The organism is Solidesulfovibrio sp. (assembly GCF_029978005.1).
Classification (GTDB): Bacteria; Desulfobacterota; Desulfovibrionia; order Desulfovibrionales; family Desulfovibrionaceae; genus Solidesulfovibrio.
The window spans coordinates 1-19,733 of record NZ_JARKOZ010000122.1 but is presented as its reverse complement, the minus strand read 5'-3'; the positions used below and the strand labels follow the sequence as shown (position 1 = coordinate 19,733).

Here is a 19,733-nt window from a genome sequence, read left to right as displayed (position 1 = left end):
CCCCGGGCGCGGGCGACGCCGCCGGAGCCGCCGCCGGCTTGCCCAAGGCCCCGTTGTGGCTTAACGAGAGCGGCAAGGGGCGAGGCAACGCCCCACGGAGGCCGCCCATGCACAACGACCAGATCCCCAGCCCCACGCGCTACGCGTCCTACCTGGACGCCCTGCACAAGGCCCTCGCGGCCATGGCCGTCACCGACGGCGAAAGCCGCGAACTGCCCCAGGAGCAGGGCCTGCTCGAATGGTGCGCCATGTGCCACGAGGCCAAGCAGGCCGACCAGACCATGTTCTTCATCGGCAACGGGGCCAGCGCCGCCATGGCCTCCCACATGGCCGCCGACTTCAGCAAGAACTGCGGCTGCCGGGCCATGGCCTTCAACGACGTGGCGCTCATGACCGCGATCAGCAACGACATCCGCTACGAGGAATGCTTCGCCGTGCCCCTGGCCCGGTTCGCCAACCCGGGCGACCTGCTGGTCACGGTGAGCAGCTCGGGCAACTCGCCCAACGTCGTGCGGGCCATCGAGACGGCCCGTCGCCTGGACCTCAAGGTCATCACCGTGTCCGGCATGAAGGCCGACAACCGCTCCCGGCGCATGGGGGACCTCAATTTCTGGATTCCGGCCCCCACCTACGGCCTGGCCGAGGCCGGACACCAGGCCCTGCTCCACTGCTGGCTGGACATCTTCCTCGAGCTCTACGGCGACAATTAGGCCTCGCCGCTCCCCTCCCCGCCGGCCCCCCCGGCCCCGGCGACGAGGCTCCCCTCCACGGCCGCCGCGGCCAGTTCCACGCTCGGGTAGACGTTGTCTTCGCCGACGATCTCCATGACGCCGTCGTCGCGCAGCATGCGCAGGGCCTGCGGGGCCAGGTCGACCAGGACCAGGCGCACGGACATGGCCCGCAGCTCCCCGGCCAGCTCGCGCAGCATGTCCGCGCCGGTGACGCAGAGGCGGCGGTTGGCCATGAGTTGCAGGACAAGGACGCGCACGCCCGTGCCGGCCCCGCACCGGGCCAGGACCGCGTCGTGGAACTTCTCGGCGTTGGCGAAGAAAAGCGCCCCTTCCATGCGCAGGGCCTTGAGGCCCGGGATTTCCCGCGCTCCGGGGTGCAGGGCCGTGTCCACCCAGGCCACGGCGCAGCCGTCGAGCCGGCCCAGGACGGACAGGCCCACGCCGCTGGCGAAGACGATCAGGCGCAGAAGCGAGGCGGACACGGCCAGGACCAGCCCGGGCAGGATGTCGAGGACCACGACGCCTAAAAGCGCGATCAGGGAGAGCACGAACTCGTAGCGGTTGATGGCCCGGTAGCGCCTGAGCTCCCCGAGCTTGAACAGCTTGATGACGGCGTGCATCACCACGGCCCCGAGCACGGATTCGGGCAGGCCCGCGAAGACCGGGGTCAGGAAGCACAGGGTCAGGACGACCAGGACCGCCGTGGCCAGGGAGGAGACGCGGCTGCGCGCCCCGGCCGCGACGTTGACCGCCGTGGAGGACATGCTGCCGCCGGCGAGCAGTCCCCCCAGAAACGCGGAGCCGAGGTTGGCCAGGCCCAGGGCACGCAGCTCCCGGTCGGCGTCGACCCGGCTGCCGAAACGCCGGGCGTAGCTTTCCGCCGCGCCCAAAGCCTGGGAAAAGGCCACCAGGGCCAGGCCCACCGCCGCCGGGAACACGGCCCGCACGTCGGCGATGCCCCAGGCCGGCGCGACCAGGCCGGGAAGGCCGGTGGCGACGCCGCGCACCACCTCCACGCCGTGCCGGGCCTCGAGATCCAGAAGGCGCGAGACGGCGATGCCGAGCGCCATGACGCAAAACCCGGCCGGCAGGCGCGGCGTCCACCGTTCCAGGGCGAAAAGCAGGGCCAGGGCCGACAGGCCCACGGCCAGGGCGGACTGGTTGCAGCGCCCGATGTCGGCGGCCAGTTGCAGAACCTGCATGAAGGTGTCGCCGTGGCCCCGGGGCAGGCCCAGGAGCTTGTGGAGCTGGTTGGCCGCGATGTAGACGGCCAGGCCGCTGATGAAGCCGGTCATGACGGGCTTGGACAAAAAAGAGGTGACGCGGCCCAGGCGCATGAGCCCGGAGACCAGGAAGACCAGGCCCGTGAGCAGTACGAGCAGGGCCGTGAGCGCGGCGTAGCGGACTGGGTCGCCCCCGGCCAGGGGGGCGACGACGGCGGCCATCATGATGGATTCGGCGGAGGTGGCGGCGCAGACCAGGACCGGGCTGCCGCCGAAGAGGAAATAGAGCGGCAGCGACGCCAAAAGCGTGTACAGGCCCGCGGCCACGGGCAGGCCGGCCATGCCGGCGTAGGCCAGGGCCTCGGGCACGAGCACGCCCCACAAGGTCAGGCCGGCCAGGACGTCCGGCCAAAGCGGCCCGGCGGCGGTCCTCCCCGTCCCCCCAGCGCGGCGGTCAAACGGCATGTCCCCTCCCCCGCCCCTGACGCGGCGCGGGCCGGCGGTCCTAATGCGCCCCGCCGCCGGAGGACTCGACCTTGGGCTTGTCCACGCCGAGACGTTTTTCCGCGAAGCCCTGCACGAGCACGTAGAAGACCGGCACCACCAGCACGGCCAGGATGGTGGAGGCCAGCATGCCGCCGAAGACCGCCGTGCCCACGGCCCGCTGGCTGGCCGCGCCCGCGCCCGAGGCGGTGAGCAGAGGCACCACGCCGAGGATGAAGGCGAAGGATGTCATGAGGATGGGCCGAAAACGCAGCCGGGCCGCCTCCACGGCGGCCTGGGCGATGTCCTCGCCCTTGGCCCGCCGCTCGCGGGCGAATTCCACGATGAGGATGGCGTTCTTGCTGGCCAGGGCGATGAGCAGCACCACGCCGATCTGCGTATAGACGTTGTTGTCCATGTGCCGGATCATGAGCGCCACCATGGTGCCGAGCAGGGCCAGGGGCACGACCAGGATGACGGCTGTCGGCGTGCACCAGCTTTCGTACTGGGCGGCCAGCACGAGGTAGACCAGGATGACGGCCAGGGCGAAGATCATATAGGCCTCGTTGCCGACCTTCTTCTCCTGGTAGGACATGTTCGTCCATTCGATGCCCATGGACGAAGGCAGCCGGTCCCGGCCCATCTGCTCCATGAGCGTGAGGGCCTGGCCCGAGCTGAAGCCCGGGGCGGCCGAGCCGTAGACCGAGGCCGAGGTGTAGAGGTTGTAGCGGGTGAGCACCGTGGGGCCGAGGATGTCCTTGATGGAGGTGACCGCGGACAGGGGCATCATCTCGCCCTTGTTGTTGCGGACCTCGAGCTGGAGCACGTCCGCGGCCTTGAGGCGGAAACGCGACTCGGCCTGGGCCCGCACCTGGTAGACGCGGCCGAACTTGTTGAAGTCGTTGATGTAGGTCGAGCCCATGTAGGTCGAGAGCGTATTGAAGACGCTGTTTAAGCTCACGCCCTTGTACTCCACCTGGGTGCGGTCGATGTCCGCGTAGATCTGGGGCGTGGAGGAGTTGTAGGTGACGTTGAGCGGCGTGAGCGCCGACTGGGTGCGGCCGGCGTCGATGAGGCCGTAGCAGGCGTTCTGCAGGGCCAGGGGGCCGAGGTTGCCGCGGTCCTCCACCATCATCTGGAAGCCGCCGGCCTGGCCCAGTCCCTGGATGGCCGGGGGCACCATCACAAAGGCCACGGCGTCCTGCAGCCCGGCCAGGCGCGCCTGCACGTAGCGCAGGATGGTCGCCTGGGTCATGCCCTCGGGCCGCTTGTCCCAGTCGAGGTAGGTGATGAAGATGGCGGCCATGTTGGGCTGGTTGAGGGAGTCGAGGATGGACATGCCGCCGAAGGTGATCCAGTCGGCCACGCCCGGCGCGTCCTTGAGGATGCCGTCGATCTCCTTGATGACGGCGGCCGTGCGCGTGAGCGACGCCGCCGGCGGCAGCTGGACGCTGATGATGGCGTAGCCCTGGTCCTCTTCCGGCAAAAAGCCCGTGGGCAGGGAGGAAAATCCCAGTCCCGTGAGCACGATGAGAACCACGTAGCCCAGCATGGCCATCTTGGCGTGGCGGACCATGAAGCCGACCATCCTGGCGTAGACGTTCTCGCAACGCTGGTAGACGGCGTTGAACCCCCGGAAGAAGGCGTTGAGCTCCCCCTTGTGGGGCTTCATCCACAGGGCGCACTGGGTGGGCTTGAGGGTGGCGGCGTTTATGGCGCTGATCACGGCCGTGGCGGCGATGACCAGGGAGAACTGGCGGTAGAGCTGGCCGGTGATGCCGGGCAGGAACGAGGCCGGCAGAAAGACCGAGATGAGGACCAAGGTGATGCCGATGATGGGGCCGAACAGCTCCTTCATGGTGAGGATGGCCGCGTCGTGGGGGGAGTTGCCCTGCTCGATGTGGTGGGCCGTGCCCTCCACGATGATGATGGCGTCGTCCACCACGATGCCGATGGCCAGGATGATGCCGAAAAGGGTGACCAGGTTGACGGAGAAGCCGAGCATGGCCATGGCGATGAAGGCCCCGAGGATGGTGACCGGCACGGTGGTGGCGGGCACGAGCATGGCCTTGAAGTCCTGGAGGAAGAGCATGATGACCAAAAGCACCAGGATGCCGGCCTCGATGAGGGTCTTGTAGACGTCGTGGATGGCCTGGTTGACGAAGGTCGTGGTGTCGAAGGGGATTTCGTAGATCAGGCCCGGGGGGAAGTCCGCGGCGATCTTCTTCATGGCCGCCTTGATGAGGTCGGCGGTCTGGAGGGCGTTGGCCCCTGGCAGGAGGTAGACCGCGACGAGGCTGGCCGGCTTGCCGTTTTTCTGGGCGAAGAGGTCGTAGGTCTTGCTGCCGAGCTCGACCCGGGCCACGTCCCGCACGCGCACGACCTGGCCCGTCTGGTTGAAGTCGGCCTTGAGGATGATGTCCTCGAACTGGCTGACCTCCTCCAGGCGGCCCTGGGTCTGGATCATGTACTGGAAGTGCATGGTGTCCGGGGCCGGCTGCTGGCCGATCTGGCCGGCGGCCACCTGGACGTTCTGCTGGGACACGGCGTTGACCACGTCCTGGGCCGTGAGCCCGTAGGTCTTGACCTTGTCCGGGTCGAGCCAGAGGCGCATGCCGTATTCGTCGCTGCCGTTGACCGTGACCGAGCCCACGCCGGGGATGCGGGAGAGCTCATCGCGCACGCGCAGGTAGCCGTAGTTGGAGAGGAACAGGCTGTCGAAGGTGCTGTCCGGCGACTCCAGGGAGACGCACAGCAGGATGGCCGTGGACTTCTTCTGGACCGTGATGCCTTGGGCCTGGACCTGCTGGGGCAGGCGGGCCAGGGCCTGGTTGACGCGGTTTTGGACCAGCACCGTGGCCATGTCCACGTTGGTGCCGACCTCGAAGGTGACGGTCAGGGTGTAGGAGCCGTCCGAGGCGCTGTTGGAGCTCATGTAGAGCATCTGCTCGACGCCGTTGACCTGCTGCTCGATGGGCGCGGCCACGGATTCGATGATGACCTGGGGGCTCGCGCCCGGGAAGCTGGTGGTGACCTGCACCGTGGGCGGGGTGATGTCGGGGTACTGGGCCACGGGCAGGCCCAGCAGGGTCACCACGCCGAGCAGCATGATCAGCACCGCCATCACGTTGGCCAGGACCGGCCGTTCGATGAAGAATTTCGAGAACATGGGTCGTGGCCTCTAGTGTTGCGTCCCTTGAAAATACGTCCGTATTTTTAAGGAAAAATAGTTATCCTAATATGCCGTCCCCTCGAAAGCAGAGGCTCTTTCAGAGGACGCGACACTAGGGCTTGGCCCCGGCGGCCGGGGCCTTGGGCGCGGCGGCGACGGCCTCGGCCTTGCCGCCCGGCCGGACCCGTTGCAGATCCGAGACGATGACCTGCTCGTCGCCCGTGAGCCCTTTTTCCACCACCACCATGTCGTCCACCGAGAAGCCCACCGTCACGGGCCGCTGCTCGACCACGCCGTCGCCGCCGAGCACCAGCACGTAATGCCCGATCTGGCTCTGGCCCACGGCCGTGTCCGGCACGAGCAGGGCGGCGCGTTTTTTAAGCGGTATGCGCACCCGGGCGAAAAGGCCCGGCGCGATCTTGTCGTCGCTGTTGGCCAGTTCGCCGCGCAGCAGGATGGTGCCGGTCTTGGGATCGATGCCGAGCCCGTAATAGTCGAGCAGGCCCTTGTACGGATAATCCGTCCCGTTGCTGAAGCCGACCTCGACCGGAATCTTCTCGTGATCGGCCGGAGCCCCGGAGCCGCCGCGGCTTTCCTGCAGGCGCAGCAGGTCGCGCTCGCCCAGGGTGAAGTAGACGTACATGGGGTCGTAGCTGATGATGGTGGCAAGCAGCGTCTTCTCGCCGGCCCCGACCAGGTTGCCCACGTCCACGTTGCGCCGGCTGACCCGGCCGTCGAAGGGGGCGGTGACCCGGGTGTAGCTCAGGTTGATCTGGGCGATCTCGATTTGCGCCTTGGCGCTTTCCACCCCGGCCTTGTACTGCTCGCGCTGGGCGTCCCACTTGACCACGTCCGTGTCCGGGCCGGCCTTTTCCTTGAGCAGGTTTTTCGCGCGCACGTATTCGATCTCGGCCTGGTGGAGCCCGGCCTGCTGGCTCATGAGCTGGGCCTTGGCTTCCTGGAGCTTGGCCTCGTAGGGCTCGGGCTGGATGACGAAGAGCAGCTGGCCTTTTTTCACTTCCGCGCCGTCCACGTAGGCCTGCTTGACCAGGAAGCCCTCGATGCGGGCCCGCAGGTCCACGCTGTTGACGGCCTGGGTGTTGCCGGTGAACTGCAGGTAGTCCGTGGCCTCGCGCCGCTCGGGCTTGGCCACCTTCACCTTGGGGGGCGGCGGCGGCACGTATTCGTTGCCGCCCTTGCAGCCGGCAAGGGCGAAAAGCGTACCCGCGAGGAGGCACAGGGCGGCCAGGGCCGCGACGATCCTTCGGTGCTGCGTGTGCATGGGCTGTCCGTCGGCAGGGCGTCCGCCCGCGCCGGCCCGGTCTTTGCGGCGGCCCGGCGGCGGGCCGTTCGGCCTGCCTTGCTGCGTGTTCACATCCGCGAAAAATCCCCCGCCCCGACGCCGTGGCGCGTTCCCGTCATTCCACCCGCAATCGCATCAAGCCGTCCGACTTCACGATCGGCCGGCCGCGAAAATTCCCGACGACATCCCGCCCCGGCTAGAGGTCGGGCACATACAGGCGCGCCCCGCTCCTGGCCGGGTCCTCGACCTTGGCCGGGTCTTCCTTGATCTGCCGGCCCCACCAGGTGCGCTTCTCCATTTCGCGTCGCACTTCCTCGGGCACGTAGGGCAGGCCTTCGCGCACCTGCCAGCCGCCGCCGAGAGCCCGGTAGAGGCCGACCAGGGTGGTGGCCACCGTGCCCTGCATGGTCACGAGGTCGTCCTGCTGCTTGAGCTGCTGCTGCTGGGCCACGAGCACGGTGGTGTAGTCGGTCTTGCCTTCGCTGTACTGGATGAAGGCCAGTTCGGCCGAACGCTTGGCCGCCTCGGCCGCCTGGGCCAGGGAGACCACCTGGGCGCTGGCCCCGATGTAGCCGGCCAGGGCGTCCTCGACTTCCTTGAGGGCCGTGAGCACCACCTGGCGGTAGCGCACGAGCAGTTCCTGGAGCTTGGCGTCCTGGACCCGCACGTTGTTCATGATGCGGCCGTAGTTGAAGAGGTTCCAGGTGAACTGCGGCATGAACTGGGCCATGAACCCCTGCTGCGACAGGAGGTCGGACAGGCGGAACGCGCCCACGTCGCTGGCCAGGAAGCCGACGCTGCCGACCAGGGAGAACGAGGGGAAGAGGTCGGCCTTGGCCACGCCGATCTTGGCGCATTGCGCCATGGCCGCGTACTCGGCCGCGCGCACGTCGGGCCGGCGGCGCAGGAGTTCGGCCGGCACGCCCACGCCGATCTCCCAGGGCGGGGCCGGGATGCCCGAAGCGTCGTCCAGGCCCTCCGGCGCCGTATCCGGGGGCAGGCCCAGGAGCACGGCCAGGGCGTGGCGGTTCTTCTTGATGGCGCTCTCGAAGCCCGGAATGGTGGCTTCGGTCGAGAGCAGCATGGTCCTCGCCTGCTGCACGTCGCGCTCGCTGGTGGCCCCGAAGCGGTAGCGCGCCTCGGCGATCTTGAGGCCCTCGGTCTGGATCGTCACGTTTTGCCGGGCGATCTTGAGCTCTTCCTGGTTGATGCGCAGGTCCAGGTAGGCGGTGGCCACGTCGCCGGCCAGGCTGACCAGAGCATTGTCGTAGTCCGCGGCGCTGGCCCGCAGGGAGGCGTCGGCCGATTCGATGCTGCGGCGGTACTTGCCCCAGAAATCGATCTCCCAGGAGGCGTTGCCGGCCAGCGTGTTCTGCCAGACCGCGTCCGGGGTGCTGGCCGAGGTGCCCGGCTGGGGCCAGGAGGGGCTCAGGTGGCTGATCTTCTCGAAGGTGTAGCCGCCCGAGGCCGTCTGGGTCTGGGGATAGAGGTTGCCCACGGCGATGCCGAGCTGGGCCCGGGCCGCGATGACCCGCAGCCCCGCCTCGCGCAGGGGCAGGTTCTGGTCGAAGGAGTCGCGCACGAGCCTGGCCAGCGTCGGGTCGCCGAAGGCTTCCCACCACTCGTTTTGCACGGCGGCCCCGGGCCGCAGGGTCTTGTCCCCGCTCTCCTGCCATTCCCCGTAGACCGGGGCGTCGGGGCGCTTGAAGTCGGGGCCGACCTTCATGCAGCCGGCGGCAAGCAAGGACAGCGCAAGCGCCGCCCAAAGGGACGACCTGAAACGGATCGCGCGCATGGAAACCGATCCCGTGGCCCGGACGCAGGTTGATGAAAGGTTGGCCGCTTCCGCCGAAAAGACTTGCACCGCAAATCGTCGCAAGAAAAAGGCCGCATGCCCCTGTGCTCACGGCACGCTGCGCAGGCGCAGGCCGTCTCGGCCGCGGCGATTTGTCTTTTGTGTGTTTGTTTCTGTTTTGCTCTTTCCTGTCAAGGACTTCGCGACAAAAAAACGGTGGCCTCAAAAAATACAACGAACCGCCGCATCCGGACGGCTCCACTACGCCCCAGCCTTTCCCGCGCGGACTTGTCTTTGGGCTCCGTCCGGCGATGGCGGCGTCTCGCGCAACACGAGCCGCGCCTGTTGCAACGCGCCATCCCCTCCCCGTCGTTTCCAGTCCTGCCGGACCACGGCGGCGGCCTGCCGCAACGTTTGGCGCGCCCGTCCAGGCCGGACTGCATGGATTTTGTAAGGTGTTCGCTTGGCCCCTCGCCGAGAACTCCCCGCCTTGTCTGTCGCTGGGCATGTTTTCACCAGGACTTCGATTCCATGGCATTGTCCCAGAAATATACGCCACCCCCATTGTTTGGATGTTTATGATGCGCCTGAGCCCTTTTTGCCTTACTGGATCGAACAAGGCGGCATGCGACGCGACGGAACCGTCCTCCCAGGAGCGGACCATGGACAGCAAGGACATCGCCAAGGCCGAGGCCGCGCCACGGGCTTTTCTATCCGCCGGCCCCGTCCAGCGACGCATTCTCCTCCATCGGCGGCAACGCGGCCTGCGACGCGGGCGGGCTGCAATGCGTCAAATACGGCACCACCAAGCACTACGTCCTCGGCGTCGAGGCGGTGCTGCCTTCGGGAGAGATCATCCGCACCGGCGGCAAGTGCGTCAAAAACGTGGCCGGCTACGACCTGCCCCACCTCCTCGTGGGTTCCGAGGGGACGCTGGTGGAATTCGCCGAGATGGCCGCCGCCGACACCTGCTGCGGTTGCGGCGGCACCTTCAGCCTCACGCGCTACGAACTGGCCCGCAGGATCAACGACGCCAAGGTCGCCAGCATCGAAGCCACCGGAGCCGCAACCCTCGTCACCGGCTGCCCGGCCTGCCGCATGCATGTCAACGACGGCTTGAGCCGCCGCCAGGGAAGCGTGCGGGTCCTGCACACGGCGCAGTTCGTGGCCGTGGCCAACGCGGATTGAATCCGGCCGCGACTTGCCTTCCCGGCCGGCCGTGGTACGTTCGCCGCACCCCCTGCCGCCGCCCAGGCGCGCGCACGGTCGCGGCGGAAAACCTCAACCCATGGAGCCTGCCCATGCCCCTCGTCCGCGAAGTGACCTTCAACCTGCTGCGCCGCCTGGGCCTGACCACCGTCGTCGGCAACCCGGGCTCCACCGAGGAGACCTTCCTCAAGAACTTCCCCGCCGACTTCACCTACGTGCTGGCCCTGCAGGAAACCAACGTCGTGGCCATCGCCGACGGCCTGGCCCAGGGCCTCAAAAAGCCGGTCCTCGTCAACGTGCACACCGGCGCGGGCATCGGCAACGCCATGGGGGCCATGCTCACGGCCTGCCTCAACAAGACGCCCCTGATCGTCACCGCCGGCCAGCAGACCCGGCAGATGCTCCTGTCCGAGCCCTTCCTGACCAATTTCGAGCCCACCCAGCTGCCGCGCCCCTACGTGAAATGGAGCTACGAGCCGAGCCGGCCCCAGGACGTGCCCGGCGCGTTCATGCGCGCCTACGCCATGGCCGTGCAGCAGCCGACCGGCCCGGTGTTCCTGTCCCTGCCGCTGGACGACTGGGACCAGGAGATGGACGACGTGGACGTCCACCGCACCGTGGCCGCGCGCATCGCCCCGGACCCGGCGCGCCTCGCCGACTTCGCCGCGCGCATCGCGGCGAGCAGACGCCCGGCCCTGGTCTACGGCGGCGACCTGTCGCGAAGCCAGGCCTGGGACGCGGGCATCGCCCTGGCCGAGCGGCTCGAGGCCCCGGTCTTTTTCGGCCCGTTCACGGAAAACGTGCCCTTCCCCCAGAACCATCCCCTCTACGCCGGCATGCTGCCGGCGGCCGTGGGGCCCCTTTGCCAGGCCGTGGCCGGCCACGACCTGGTGGTGGTCGTCGGCGCGCCGGTCTTTCGCTACTATCCCTGGGTGCCGGGCGACTACCTGCCGGCCGGGACCGGACTGCTGCAGATCACGGACAGCGCCTACGAGGCGGCCAAGTCCGTGGCCGGCGACAGCCTGGTGGGCGACAGCCTGCTGGCCATACAGGCGCTCCTGGACAGGCTGGGCCAGCGCCCCGCCGGAAAGCCCGGGCCGGCCTTCGTCCACGAAAAGGCGCAGGACATCCTCCAGGACGCCGGCGCGACGCCTACGGCCATGCAGGTGTTCGCGGCCCTGTCCGAGCACCTCCCCGAAGACTACGTCCTGGTCAACGAATCCCCCTCCAACATGGGCGAGATGGCCCAGACCAGGCTCGGGACGATCGCCAGGCCCGACAGCTACTATATGATGGCCTCGGGAGCGCTTGGCTGGGGCATGCCCGCGGCCGTGGGGCTGGCCCTGGCCGAGCAGAGCACCGGCCGCGGCCGGCCGGTCGTCGCCGTCATCGGCGACGGCTCGTTCCAGTACGCGCCGCAGTCCGTGTGGACGGCCGTGCAGCACGGCGTCCACCTCGTCTTCGTGGTGCTGCGCAACGAGGAGTACGGCATCCTCAAGGCCTTCGCCCTGCTGGAGGAGACGCCGGGCGTGCCGGGCCTCGACCTGCCTGGCCTGGACATCGTCGCCCTGGGCAACGGCTACGGGGCCAGGTCCTGGCGCGCCGCCGGCCTGGACGAGGTGCGGCGAGGCTTCGCCGAGGCCCTGGCCCGAAAGGGCGTAAGCGTCATCGAGATTCCTATAGACAAGACGATACACAAACTCCTGTCCGACTAGCCCGTCACGGCCCGAAACGGAAAGGGGGAGACATGCGTCATGCCTCCCCCGAAATCGTTTCGGACTGCGGCGGCTCAGTTCGAAGCGCCCTGTCCCATGGAACGTGTCCCAACCGTCCGGCCCGGCCGGGCTTGACGAATGCAACGGGACACGTCCACCCATGCACTCGCCTCCGGCGTCGCGTTTCCGGCGACGGCGAAAGGATCTGGACTCCAGAAAGAACCGATCCGGCAAACACCCCTTTCCCTGATGCCCCGGGCCACGGCCCGCCACGCGGCGCCCCCCTTGAAGCATCGCCCCGGCCTCCCCGGCCGGCCGGACTGATGCGTCCGCCTAAGAATCATTCCCCTGCCCGTTATCGCTTCCCAATATCGGAAAAATCCGTTATGGATTACCGGCATCTGCCTCCATGAACCTTCTTTCGCATCATTCCGAAACCGTGCGCCTCAGGAGGTCAACCGTGGCGAACCGCCCCTTTTTCCCGCTTTTCCTCGTCCCGGCCCTTTTGCTCTGCCTCGCCCTGTCCCTGTCCGACGCCCTGGCCGGCAACGAACGGGGCTCCATGACCGGGCCCGCCACGGCCAAGGGCTCCACCCAGTCCGACCAGTACCTCACGGTCCAAGCCGTGAAGATCGCCGAGAACATGGAGCCGGTCATCCCCCACCCGGACCAGGAGAAGCAGGTCAAGGACAAGCTGGCCGCCCTGGAGAAACGCTTCGGCAAAAAGCCCAACATCGTGGTGTTCCTCACCGACGACGTGGGCTGGATGGACGTGGGCTTCAACGGCGGCGGCATCGCCGTGGGCAACGACACGCCGGTCCTCGACAAGTTCGCGGCCGACGGGCTCATCCTCACCTCGGCCTATTCCCAGCCGAGCTGCACGCCCACCCGGGCCACCATCATGACCGGCCAGCTGCCCGTGCACCACGGCCTGCAGTACCCGCCCATGTACGGCCAGCCCGGCGGCCTGGAAGGGGCCGTCACCCTGCCCAAGCTCCTGTCCGACCTGGGCTACGTCACCCAGGGCGTGGGCAAGTGGCACATGGGCGAAAACGAGGGCTCCCAGCCGCAAAACGTCGGCTTCGACGATTTCCGGGGCTTTCTGTCCGTGTCCGACATGTACACCGAATGGCGCGACGTCTACTACAACCCGGAGATCGCCCTCAATCCGGCGCGCTTCGCCTACATGGACAAGCTCGACTTCAACCACAACGACGTGCACTGCGTCAAAGGCCAGCCCTGCCAGGCCGTGCAGCTCATCGACCTGGACACGATCAAGAATCTCGACCAGGACTGGACCGCCTACGCCGAAAAGTTCATCAAGGACCAGTCCGGGAGCAAGAAGCCCTTCTTCCTCTACTTCGGCACGCGGGGCTGCCATTTCGACAACTACCCCAACGACAAGTTCGCCGGCAAATCCCGGGCCCACACCACCTATTCGGACTGCATGGTCGAGGTGGACGACAACTTCGGCCGCATCATGAAGGCGCTCGAGGCGTCCGGGCAGCTCGAGAACACCCTGGTGCTCTTCTCCTCGGACAACGGCCCCGAGGGCGAGGTGTACCCCTACGGCCGCAGCCCCTTCCGCGGCTACAAGGGCACGACCTGGGAAGGCGGGGTGCGCGTGCCGACCTTCGTCTACTGGAAGGGCATGATCGCGCCGCGCAAGTCCGAGGGCCTGTTCGACCTGGCCGACATCTTCCCCACCGCCCTGAACCTGGCCGGCAAGCCGGGCGCGGAAATCGGCAAGATGCTGCCGGCCGACCGCTACGTGGACGGCATCGACCAGGCCTCCTTCCTGCTGGCCGACAAGGGCGACTCCAACCGGCGCAGCGTCCTGTACTGGATGCTCACCACCTTCGCCGCGGTGCGCATCGACGAGTTCAAGTACCACCAGGCCGTGCAGGTCACGGACCTCATCACCCAGAAGGGCTGGAACGCCGGCTTCTCCGGCGGCGTCCTGGACAAGACCGGCGGCACGCTGATGTTCAATCTGTACACCAACCCCCAGGAGGACGCGAGCGTCGGCCTGCGCCACGATCCCGTCCTGTCCATCCTGCAGACGGAATTCGGGCGCTACAGACGGCAGGTCCTGGCCAAGTTCCCGCCGAACTTCAAACTCCCCCACTGATCGTCCATGTCCCTTCGCGCCGCGATCAAGCAGCAGGGCGCCCTCGCCCTGCTGCTTTTTTTCCTGTGTCCGGCCCCGGCCATGGCCGCCGCGCCGGAAGGCTACGCCGGGTCGGCCAGCTGCCGCGACTGCCATGCCCGGTTCTACGAACTGTGGTCCACCTCGCGCCACGGCCTGGCCATGCAGCCCTACGACGACGCCTTCGCCGCCAGGGCGCTGTCCGCCCAGGCCCTGGACGCGGCCGTGGGCGAGCGACGCTACAAGGCGCTCGTCGGCCCCGGCCAGGGCTACGTGCTCGAAACGGGACCGGACGGCGAACGGCGCTACCCCATCGCCCAGGTTCTCGGCGGAAAAAACGTCTACTATTTCCTGACGCCCCTCGAGCGGGGCCGGCTCCAGACCCTGCCCATCGCCTACGACGCGGTGGAGAAAACCTGGTTCGACGTGGCCGCGAGCGGCCGGCGACGCCACCACGGACAGGCCGAGGCCACCGGCCCGGTGGACTGGCGCGACCCGGCCTACACCTTCAACACCTCCTGCCACGGCTGCCACGTCAGCCAGCTGTCCATCAACTACGACCCGGCCACGGACGCCTACGACACGGCCTGGGCCGAGCCCGGCATCAACTGCGAGACCTGCCACGGCCCGTCCAAGGCCCACAACGAGGTTTGCGCCCAGGCTCCCAAGGGGACCGTGCCCCAGGACCTGCGCATCCTGAGCTGGGGGAAAGGGCTGCCGGTCCCCAGGCAAAACGACGCCTGCGCCTCCTGCCACGCCAAGCTCATCCCCATCACGGCGGGCTTCGCACCGGGCGACGACTTCTTCGACCACTTCGACCTGGCCGGTCTGGAAAACCCGGATTATTACCCCGACGGCCGGGACCTGGGCGAGAACTTCACCCAGACCTCCTGGATGCTTTCGCCCTGCGCCAGAAACGGCAAGCTCTCCTGTGTGTTCTGCCACACCTCGAGCGGCCGGTTCAAACAGCGCCAGAATCCCGACCAGGCTTGCCTGTCCTGCCACGCCGACAAGGCCGCCAACCCCGAGGCCCACACCCGGCACAAGCCGGACGGCCCCGGCGGCCGGTGCCTGTCCTGCCACATGCCGCAGACGCGCTTCGCCCGCATGGTCCGCACCGACCACTCCATGCTGCCGCCGAACCCGGCGGCGACCCTGCGCTTCGGCTCGCCCAACGCCTGCCAGGGCTGCCACCCGGACAAGGACGCGGCCTGGGCCGACGCCACGGTCCGCTCCTGGCGCTCCCGGGACTACCAGGCCCCGGTCCTGGCCCGGGCGGCGCTCATCGAGGCGGCCCGCCGCCGCGACTGGACGACGCTCCCCGACATGCTGGCCTATCTCCGGGACCCGGGCCACGAGCCGGTGTTCGCCGCCGGCTTGGCCCGGCTTCTCAGGGCCTGTCCGGACGCGCGCAAGCGGCCGGCGCTCCTGGCCGCCCTGGCCGCCCCCTCCCCCTACGTGCGGGCCACCGCGGCCGAGACACTGGCCGACGACCGCGACCCGGCCGTGGTCGCCGCCCTGGCCCGGACCACGGCCGACCCGTCGCGCCTGGTGCGCGTGCGCGCGGCCGAAGCCCTGGCCGGCGCGCCGAGCGAGGCCCTGCCCGAGGACGCCCTGGAGGCCGTGGGACGGGCTACCATGGAGTTGCAGGCGTCCTTCGACGCAAGGCCCGACGACTGGGCCGGGCGCTACAACCTGGGCAACGACCGGTTGCGGCGCGGGGACCTGGCCGGCGCGATCGAGGCCTATGCCCAGGCCACGCGCCTGCGCCCGGACGCGGCCGCGCCGCGCATCAACGCGGCCATGGCCACGGCCCGGCAGGGCGACCTGGAAGGCGCGGCCGCGCTCCTGGCCAAAGCCCGGGAAGCCGACCCGCAAAGCGCCGTGGCCGCCTTCAACCTGGGGCTGGTGCTGGCCGAACTGGGCCGGACCGACGCGGCCAAGGCCGCCCTGGCCGACGCCCTGACCCGCGATCCGCGCCTGGCCGAGGCCGCCTACAACCTGGGTTTGCTTACCGTGCGCGACGACCCGGCCGCGGGCCTGGGCCACCTGCGCCGGGCCGCCTCCCTGGCCCCGGACAACGCCAAGTACGCCAAGGCCCTGGAGGTCTACCGGTCCAGGTACGGCGACCAATAAGGCGGCCGCCGGGAATCGCCCGGCAGGGCGTCGACAACTCTTCGGAATTTCTGGGAAAGGTCGTCAGAACAGTCTGCCGTCCCGGCGAAGTCTGCCAGGACGTCGCCGGGACGGCAGGGTGCGGGCGTCTTGCGCGTCACGCCCGGGAAACGCGGGCAGGCGCGTTTCCCGGGCGGCGGACCGGACGCCTGCGGCGTCGCTGAAAAGCGGACGCGCGGCTAGAAGAGCTTCTTGATGATGGGCGTGAAGTTGATGCGAAACGTCCATTCGTTGCTCGGCTGATTGCTCGGCCGCACTACGCAGTAGTCCGCCTCCACGGCGATCTTGATCGGCAGCTTGCCGAGCATGAAGAGCTTGGCCACGCCCAGTCCCACGGGCAGAGTCAGCCGGTCCTCGGCCTTTTTCTGCTCCCAGTCGATGTAGATGTTGGGGGCCATACCCACCTGCCAAGTGGGGAACGGCGAATACCAAAGGAAATACTGGATATTGGAAAAGCTCACGTTCTCCCTGTCCGGGTCGCCGCCCACGGACCACCATTGCTGCGGGAAGACGCCGACCACCCACTTCGGATCGAGATAGACCGCGGCCACGGCGCCGCCGAGCTGCCATTTGCCCTTGCCGAGATTCTTGTTCGCCGCCGTGGGGAAGACGGCCGTGGGCCCCACGCCCCACATGAAGCCCGATGCGGCGTCGGTGTTCGGGGCGAACATGGTCATGAGTCCGATGTCGCCGAAGCCGGAGGTGTAGTCGACCTCGTTGCGGCCGGCCAAGTACGGGCTGTTGTACAGCGGGATGACGGGGCGCACGATCATGCGCACGTCGCTGGACAGGTCCAGAGGCAGGATGGGCTGAAAATTCCAGTTGAACTGCGTCTTCGGATGCTTGAAGGCTTCGAGCTTGTCGCTCCTTATCTGATTGAAGTTGAACTGGTTGTTGATCATCCAGAGCTCGCCCACCGGGTTGCTCGATTTCTGCATGAGCTCCTGCATCTTCTCCTTGGGCGCGACCTCTTCCGCCCAAGCGGAGGAAGCGCCCCCCAAGAAGGTCACCAGAAACAACAGCGACAGTACGGTCTTCTGCATCATTCCCCCCATCCCCGAGAAACTTCGTTGCGCGGTCCCGACCTCGGACACCCGAAAGGCAGCAAGTGTGCGATCGATATAGATTGACGTCAATTTTTATGCAATCGCGATCTATTGCTTCCGACCGGGGACACTGGACCGGCCAACGATATGCCTGGGCATGGCCGGCTGGTCCAGGAGCCGCGACGGGCCACTGCACGAAAATCCGAACGCGAAAAAAGGCCCGCGCTTCAGGCACGGGCCTTTTCTTCGCCAGCACGGTGTAGCGGCTGACAGGGACAGGACGTAGTTCTATTTAATGAAGCGCACCTGCTGGCAGATCCTGTCGATGATCGGCCCTTTCTTGGCGTTGAAGACGGCCTTGTTGGTTTCGAAGAGGTTGTTGCCCTCGGTGTCGATGGAGATGATGAGCGGTCCGAAGGCCTTGACCCGGCTCACCCACAGGGCTTCGGGCATGCCCAGGTCCTGCCACTCCACCCGCTCGATCTCCTCCACCTCGGTGGCGGCCAGCACGGCGCAGCCGCCGGGAAAGACCGCGTGCAGGGCCTTGTGCTTCCTGCAGGCCGCCGCGGTCCTGGGGCCCATGCCGCCCTTGCCCACGATGAGCTTGACGCCGGTGCGCTCGATGAACTCCTCCTCGAAGCGCTCCATGCGCATGCTCGTGGTGGGGCCGATGGAGATCATCTTCCAGCCGTCGCCGTCCTTGGCCACGATGGGGCCGGCGTGGAAGATGGCCAGGCCGGCCAGGTCCACGGGCAGCTCCCGGCCGAGCTCGATGAGGCGGCGGTGGCCCACGTCGCGGCAGGTGACGAGATAGCCGTCGAGATACACCACGTCGCCGACCCGGATGGCGGCGATGTCCTCGTCCTTGATGGGGGTGGAGAGCACCTTTTTCACAGCACGGCCTCCTTGTGGGAGAGGATTTCATAGCTGGCGCAGTCCGGGGCGATGCGGATGGAGCCGCGGCGGTGGGCCCAGCAGCCCGTGGACACGCCCACGCCGATGGTGGAGGGATGCCGCGCCGAATTCTCGATGTGCACGCCCATCACCGAACAGTTGCCCGAGAGCCCTTGCGGGCCGATGCCCACCTCGTTGAGGCCGTCCTCCAGCAGCTTTTCCATTTCCGCCGCCCGGGGATCGGGGTTGCGGCTGCCGATGGGCCGAAAAAGGGCCAGCTTGGAGAGCCGGGCCGCCGTCTCCACCGAGGTGGACACGCCCACGCCCACCAGAAGCGGCGGACAGGCGTTGACGCCGTAGGAGGTGACGACGTCGAAGACGAACTGGACCACGCCTTCGTACCCGGCCGAAGGCATGAGCACCTTGGCCGCGCCGGGCAGGCTGCAGCCGCCGCCGGCCATGTAGACCTCGATCTCGACGGCATCGCCGGGCACGATCTCCCAGTCGATCCAGGGCACGCGCAGGCCGGTGTTGTCGCCGGTGTTCTTCTCGACGAAGGTCTCCACGGCGTTGTGGCGCAGCGGGGCCTCGCGGGTGGCCCGGCGCACGGCCTCGGTAAGGACCTCGCGCAGTTCGCCGAGCAGGGGGAAGCCGGCCCCGGCCTTGACGAAGTACTGGATGACGCCGGTGTCCTGGCAGCAGGGCCGGTCGAGGTTGTCGGCGGCGGCGAGGTTTTCGAACATGGAGTCGAAAACCACGCGCGACAGCTTGCTTTCCTCGCCCTGGCGCAGGGCGGCGAGCCTCCCGAGCACGTCCGTGGGCAGACGCTTGCCCGCGTAGCTCGTGAACCGGGCCATGATGTCCGTCAGCGACCGTTTCGCCTCGTGCTTGTCCATGCGCACGCTCCTTTGGCATCTCCCCGTCGGCGGCACGCGCCGGCCGGGTCAGCAGGTTTCGCCGAGAAGGGCCAGCTGCGACTTGATCTTCTGCGCGCTGGCGAGCAGGGCCTGGCCCTCCTCGTCGGTGAGTTCCAGTTCCAGGATGTCCTCCACGCCGCTCGCCCCGAGCTTCACCGGCATGCCCACGAACACGTCGCGCAGGCCGTACTCGCCGGTGAGATAGGCGGCGCAGGGCAAAATCTTCTTCTTGTCCATGACCACGGCCGCCACCATCTGGATCACGGCCGAGGCCGGGGCGTAGAAGGCGCTGGTCTGCATGAGCCGGATGATCTCGGCCCCGCCGTCGCGGGTGCGCTCGATGAGCGCGGCCAGACGCTCCCTGGGCAAGAGTTCGGTGACCGGAATGCCGGCTACGGTGGAGTAGCGGGGCACGGGCACCATGTCCTCGCCGTGCTCGCCGAGCACCATGGCCTGGACGTTCTCCACGGACACGCCGAGCTCCTTGGACAGGAAGTACTGGAAGCGGCTGGCGTCCAGGATGCCGGCCATGCCGGTGATGCGGGTGCGGGGAATCTGCCCGGCGCGCATGGCCACGTGGCACATGACGTTGAGCGGATTGCTCACGATGATGTAGAAGGCGTAGGGGCTGTACTTGGCCGCGTTGGTCACGCAGTCGCGCACGATGTCGGCGTTGATGCGCAGCAGGTCGTCGCGGCTCATGCCCTCCTTGCGGGTGGTCCCGGCCGTTACGATCACGATGTCCGAGTCCCGGGTCTCCTCCAGGTCCTCGCCGGACAGGCACACCGGCTCCAGGAGGTCCACGGGGCTGGCCTCCAGGATGTCCAGGGCGATGCCGGCCGCCTTGGTGGGGATGCGGTCCACCAGCACGACCTTCTTGCAGACCTTGCGTTCGATGAGCCGGCGCGTGACCGCGCCGCC

At 68.0% G+C, this 19,733-nt stretch carries 13 protein-coding genes and 1 pseudogene; 6 read left to right on the top strand and 8 right to left on the bottom strand.

Annotation, left to right across the window (positions count from 1 at the left end):
- Positions 1–107: 107 nt before the first annotated feature.
- Positions 108–710, top strand: coding sequence for an SIS domain-containing protein (locus Q1K70_RS13955; protein ID WP_300160773.1), 603 nt, complete (start codon positions 108–110; stop codon positions 708–710).
- Here the strand turns inward: Q1K70_RS13955 and Q1K70_RS13950 are convergent.
- From Q1K70_RS13950 to Q1K70_RS13935, 4 genes are all read right to left on the bottom strand, one after another.
- Positions 707–2,419 (bottom strand): SulP family inorganic anion transporter, encoded by a 1,713-nt coding sequence (locus Q1K70_RS13950; RefSeq protein ID WP_300160771.1) that lies wholly within the window; start codon positions 2,417–2,419, stop codon positions 707–709. The genes Q1K70_RS13955 and Q1K70_RS13950 overlap by 4 nt on opposite strands.
- Before the next feature lie 40 nt (positions 2,420–2,459).
- Positions 2,460–5,606 (bottom strand): multidrug efflux RND transporter permease subunit, encoded by a 3,147-nt coding sequence (locus Q1K70_RS13945; RefSeq protein WP_300160769.1) that lies wholly within the window; start codon positions 5,604–5,606, stop codon positions 2,460–2,462.
- Between the two features lie 115 nt (positions 5,607–5,721).
- Positions 5,722–6,891, bottom strand: coding sequence for an efflux RND transporter periplasmic adaptor subunit (locus Q1K70_RS13940; protein ID WP_300160767.1), 1,170 nt, complete (start codon positions 6,889–6,891; stop codon positions 5,722–5,724).
- A 217-nt stretch (positions 6,892–7,108) separates the two neighbouring features.
- Positions 7,109–8,707, bottom strand: coding sequence for an efflux transporter outer membrane subunit (locus Q1K70_RS13935; protein ID WP_300160765.1), 1,599 nt, complete (start codon positions 8,705–8,707; stop codon positions 7,109–7,111).
- Positions 8,708–9,409: 702 nt separating this feature from the next.
- Here Q1K70_RS13935 and Q1K70_RS13930 point away from each other — a divergent pair.
- From Q1K70_RS13930 to Q1K70_RS13910, 5 genes and pseudogenes are all read left to right on the top strand, one after another.
- A pseudogene (locus tag Q1K70_RS13930) lies at positions 9,410–9,643 on the top strand (FAD-binding protein); the annotation flags it as partial.
- Positions 9,623–9,895, top strand: a complete 273-nt coding sequence (locus Q1K70_RS13925) for a (Fe-S)-binding protein (RefSeq protein ID WP_366521706.1) — start codon at positions 9,623–9,625, stop codon at positions 9,893–9,895. The pseudogene Q1K70_RS13930 and the gene Q1K70_RS13925, both read left to right, overlap by 21 nt.
- Positions 9,896–10,008: 113 nt before the next feature.
- Entirely contained in the window at positions 10,009–11,631 is a 1,623-nt protein-coding gene (gene mdlC / locus Q1K70_RS13920; RefSeq protein WP_300160763.1) for a benzoylformate decarboxylase, read from the top strand.
- Positions 11,632–12,091: 460 nt separating this feature from the next.
- Positions 12,092–13,762 carry a sulfatase-like hydrolase/transferase gene (locus tag Q1K70_RS13915; RefSeq protein WP_300160761.1) on the top strand — a complete coding sequence of 557 codons (1,671 nt, stop codon included), beginning with the start codon at positions 12,092–12,094 and terminating at the stop codon, positions 13,760–13,762.
- 6 nt (positions 13,763–13,768) lie between these two features.
- Positions 13,769–15,916 (top strand): multiheme c-type cytochrome, encoded by a 2,148-nt coding sequence (locus tag Q1K70_RS13910; RefSeq protein ID WP_300160759.1) that lies wholly within the window; start codon positions 13,769–13,771, stop codon positions 15,914–15,916.
- A gap of 218 nt (positions 15,917–16,134) precedes the next feature.
- On the opposite strand, the gene Q1K70_RS13905 is transcribed toward Q1K70_RS13910, so the two are convergent.
- From Q1K70_RS13905 to mdh, 4 genes are all read right to left on the bottom strand, one after another.
- Positions 16,135–17,001, bottom strand: a complete 867-nt coding sequence (locus Q1K70_RS13905) for a hypothetical protein (RefSeq protein ID WP_300160757.1) — start codon at positions 16,999–17,001, stop codon at positions 16,135–16,137.
- Positions 17,002–17,289: 288 nt separating this feature from the next.
- Positions 17,290–17,895 (bottom strand): L(+)-tartrate dehydratase subunit beta, encoded by a 606-nt coding sequence (ttdB, locus tag Q1K70_RS13900; protein ID WP_300160755.1) that lies wholly within the window; start codon positions 17,893–17,895, stop codon positions 17,290–17,292.
- Entirely contained in the window at positions 17,892–18,791 is a 900-nt protein-coding gene (gene ttdA, locus Q1K70_RS13895) for a L(+)-tartrate dehydratase subunit alpha (protein ID WP_300160754.1), read from the bottom strand. Before ttdA ends, ttdB begins: the two co-directional genes overlap by 4 nt.
- 48 nt (positions 18,792–18,839) lie before the next feature.
- A partial coding sequence (gene mdh / locus Q1K70_RS13890; RefSeq protein ID WP_300160753.1) for a malate dehydrogenase occupies positions 18,840–19,733 on the bottom strand: 894 nt, incomplete at its 5' end.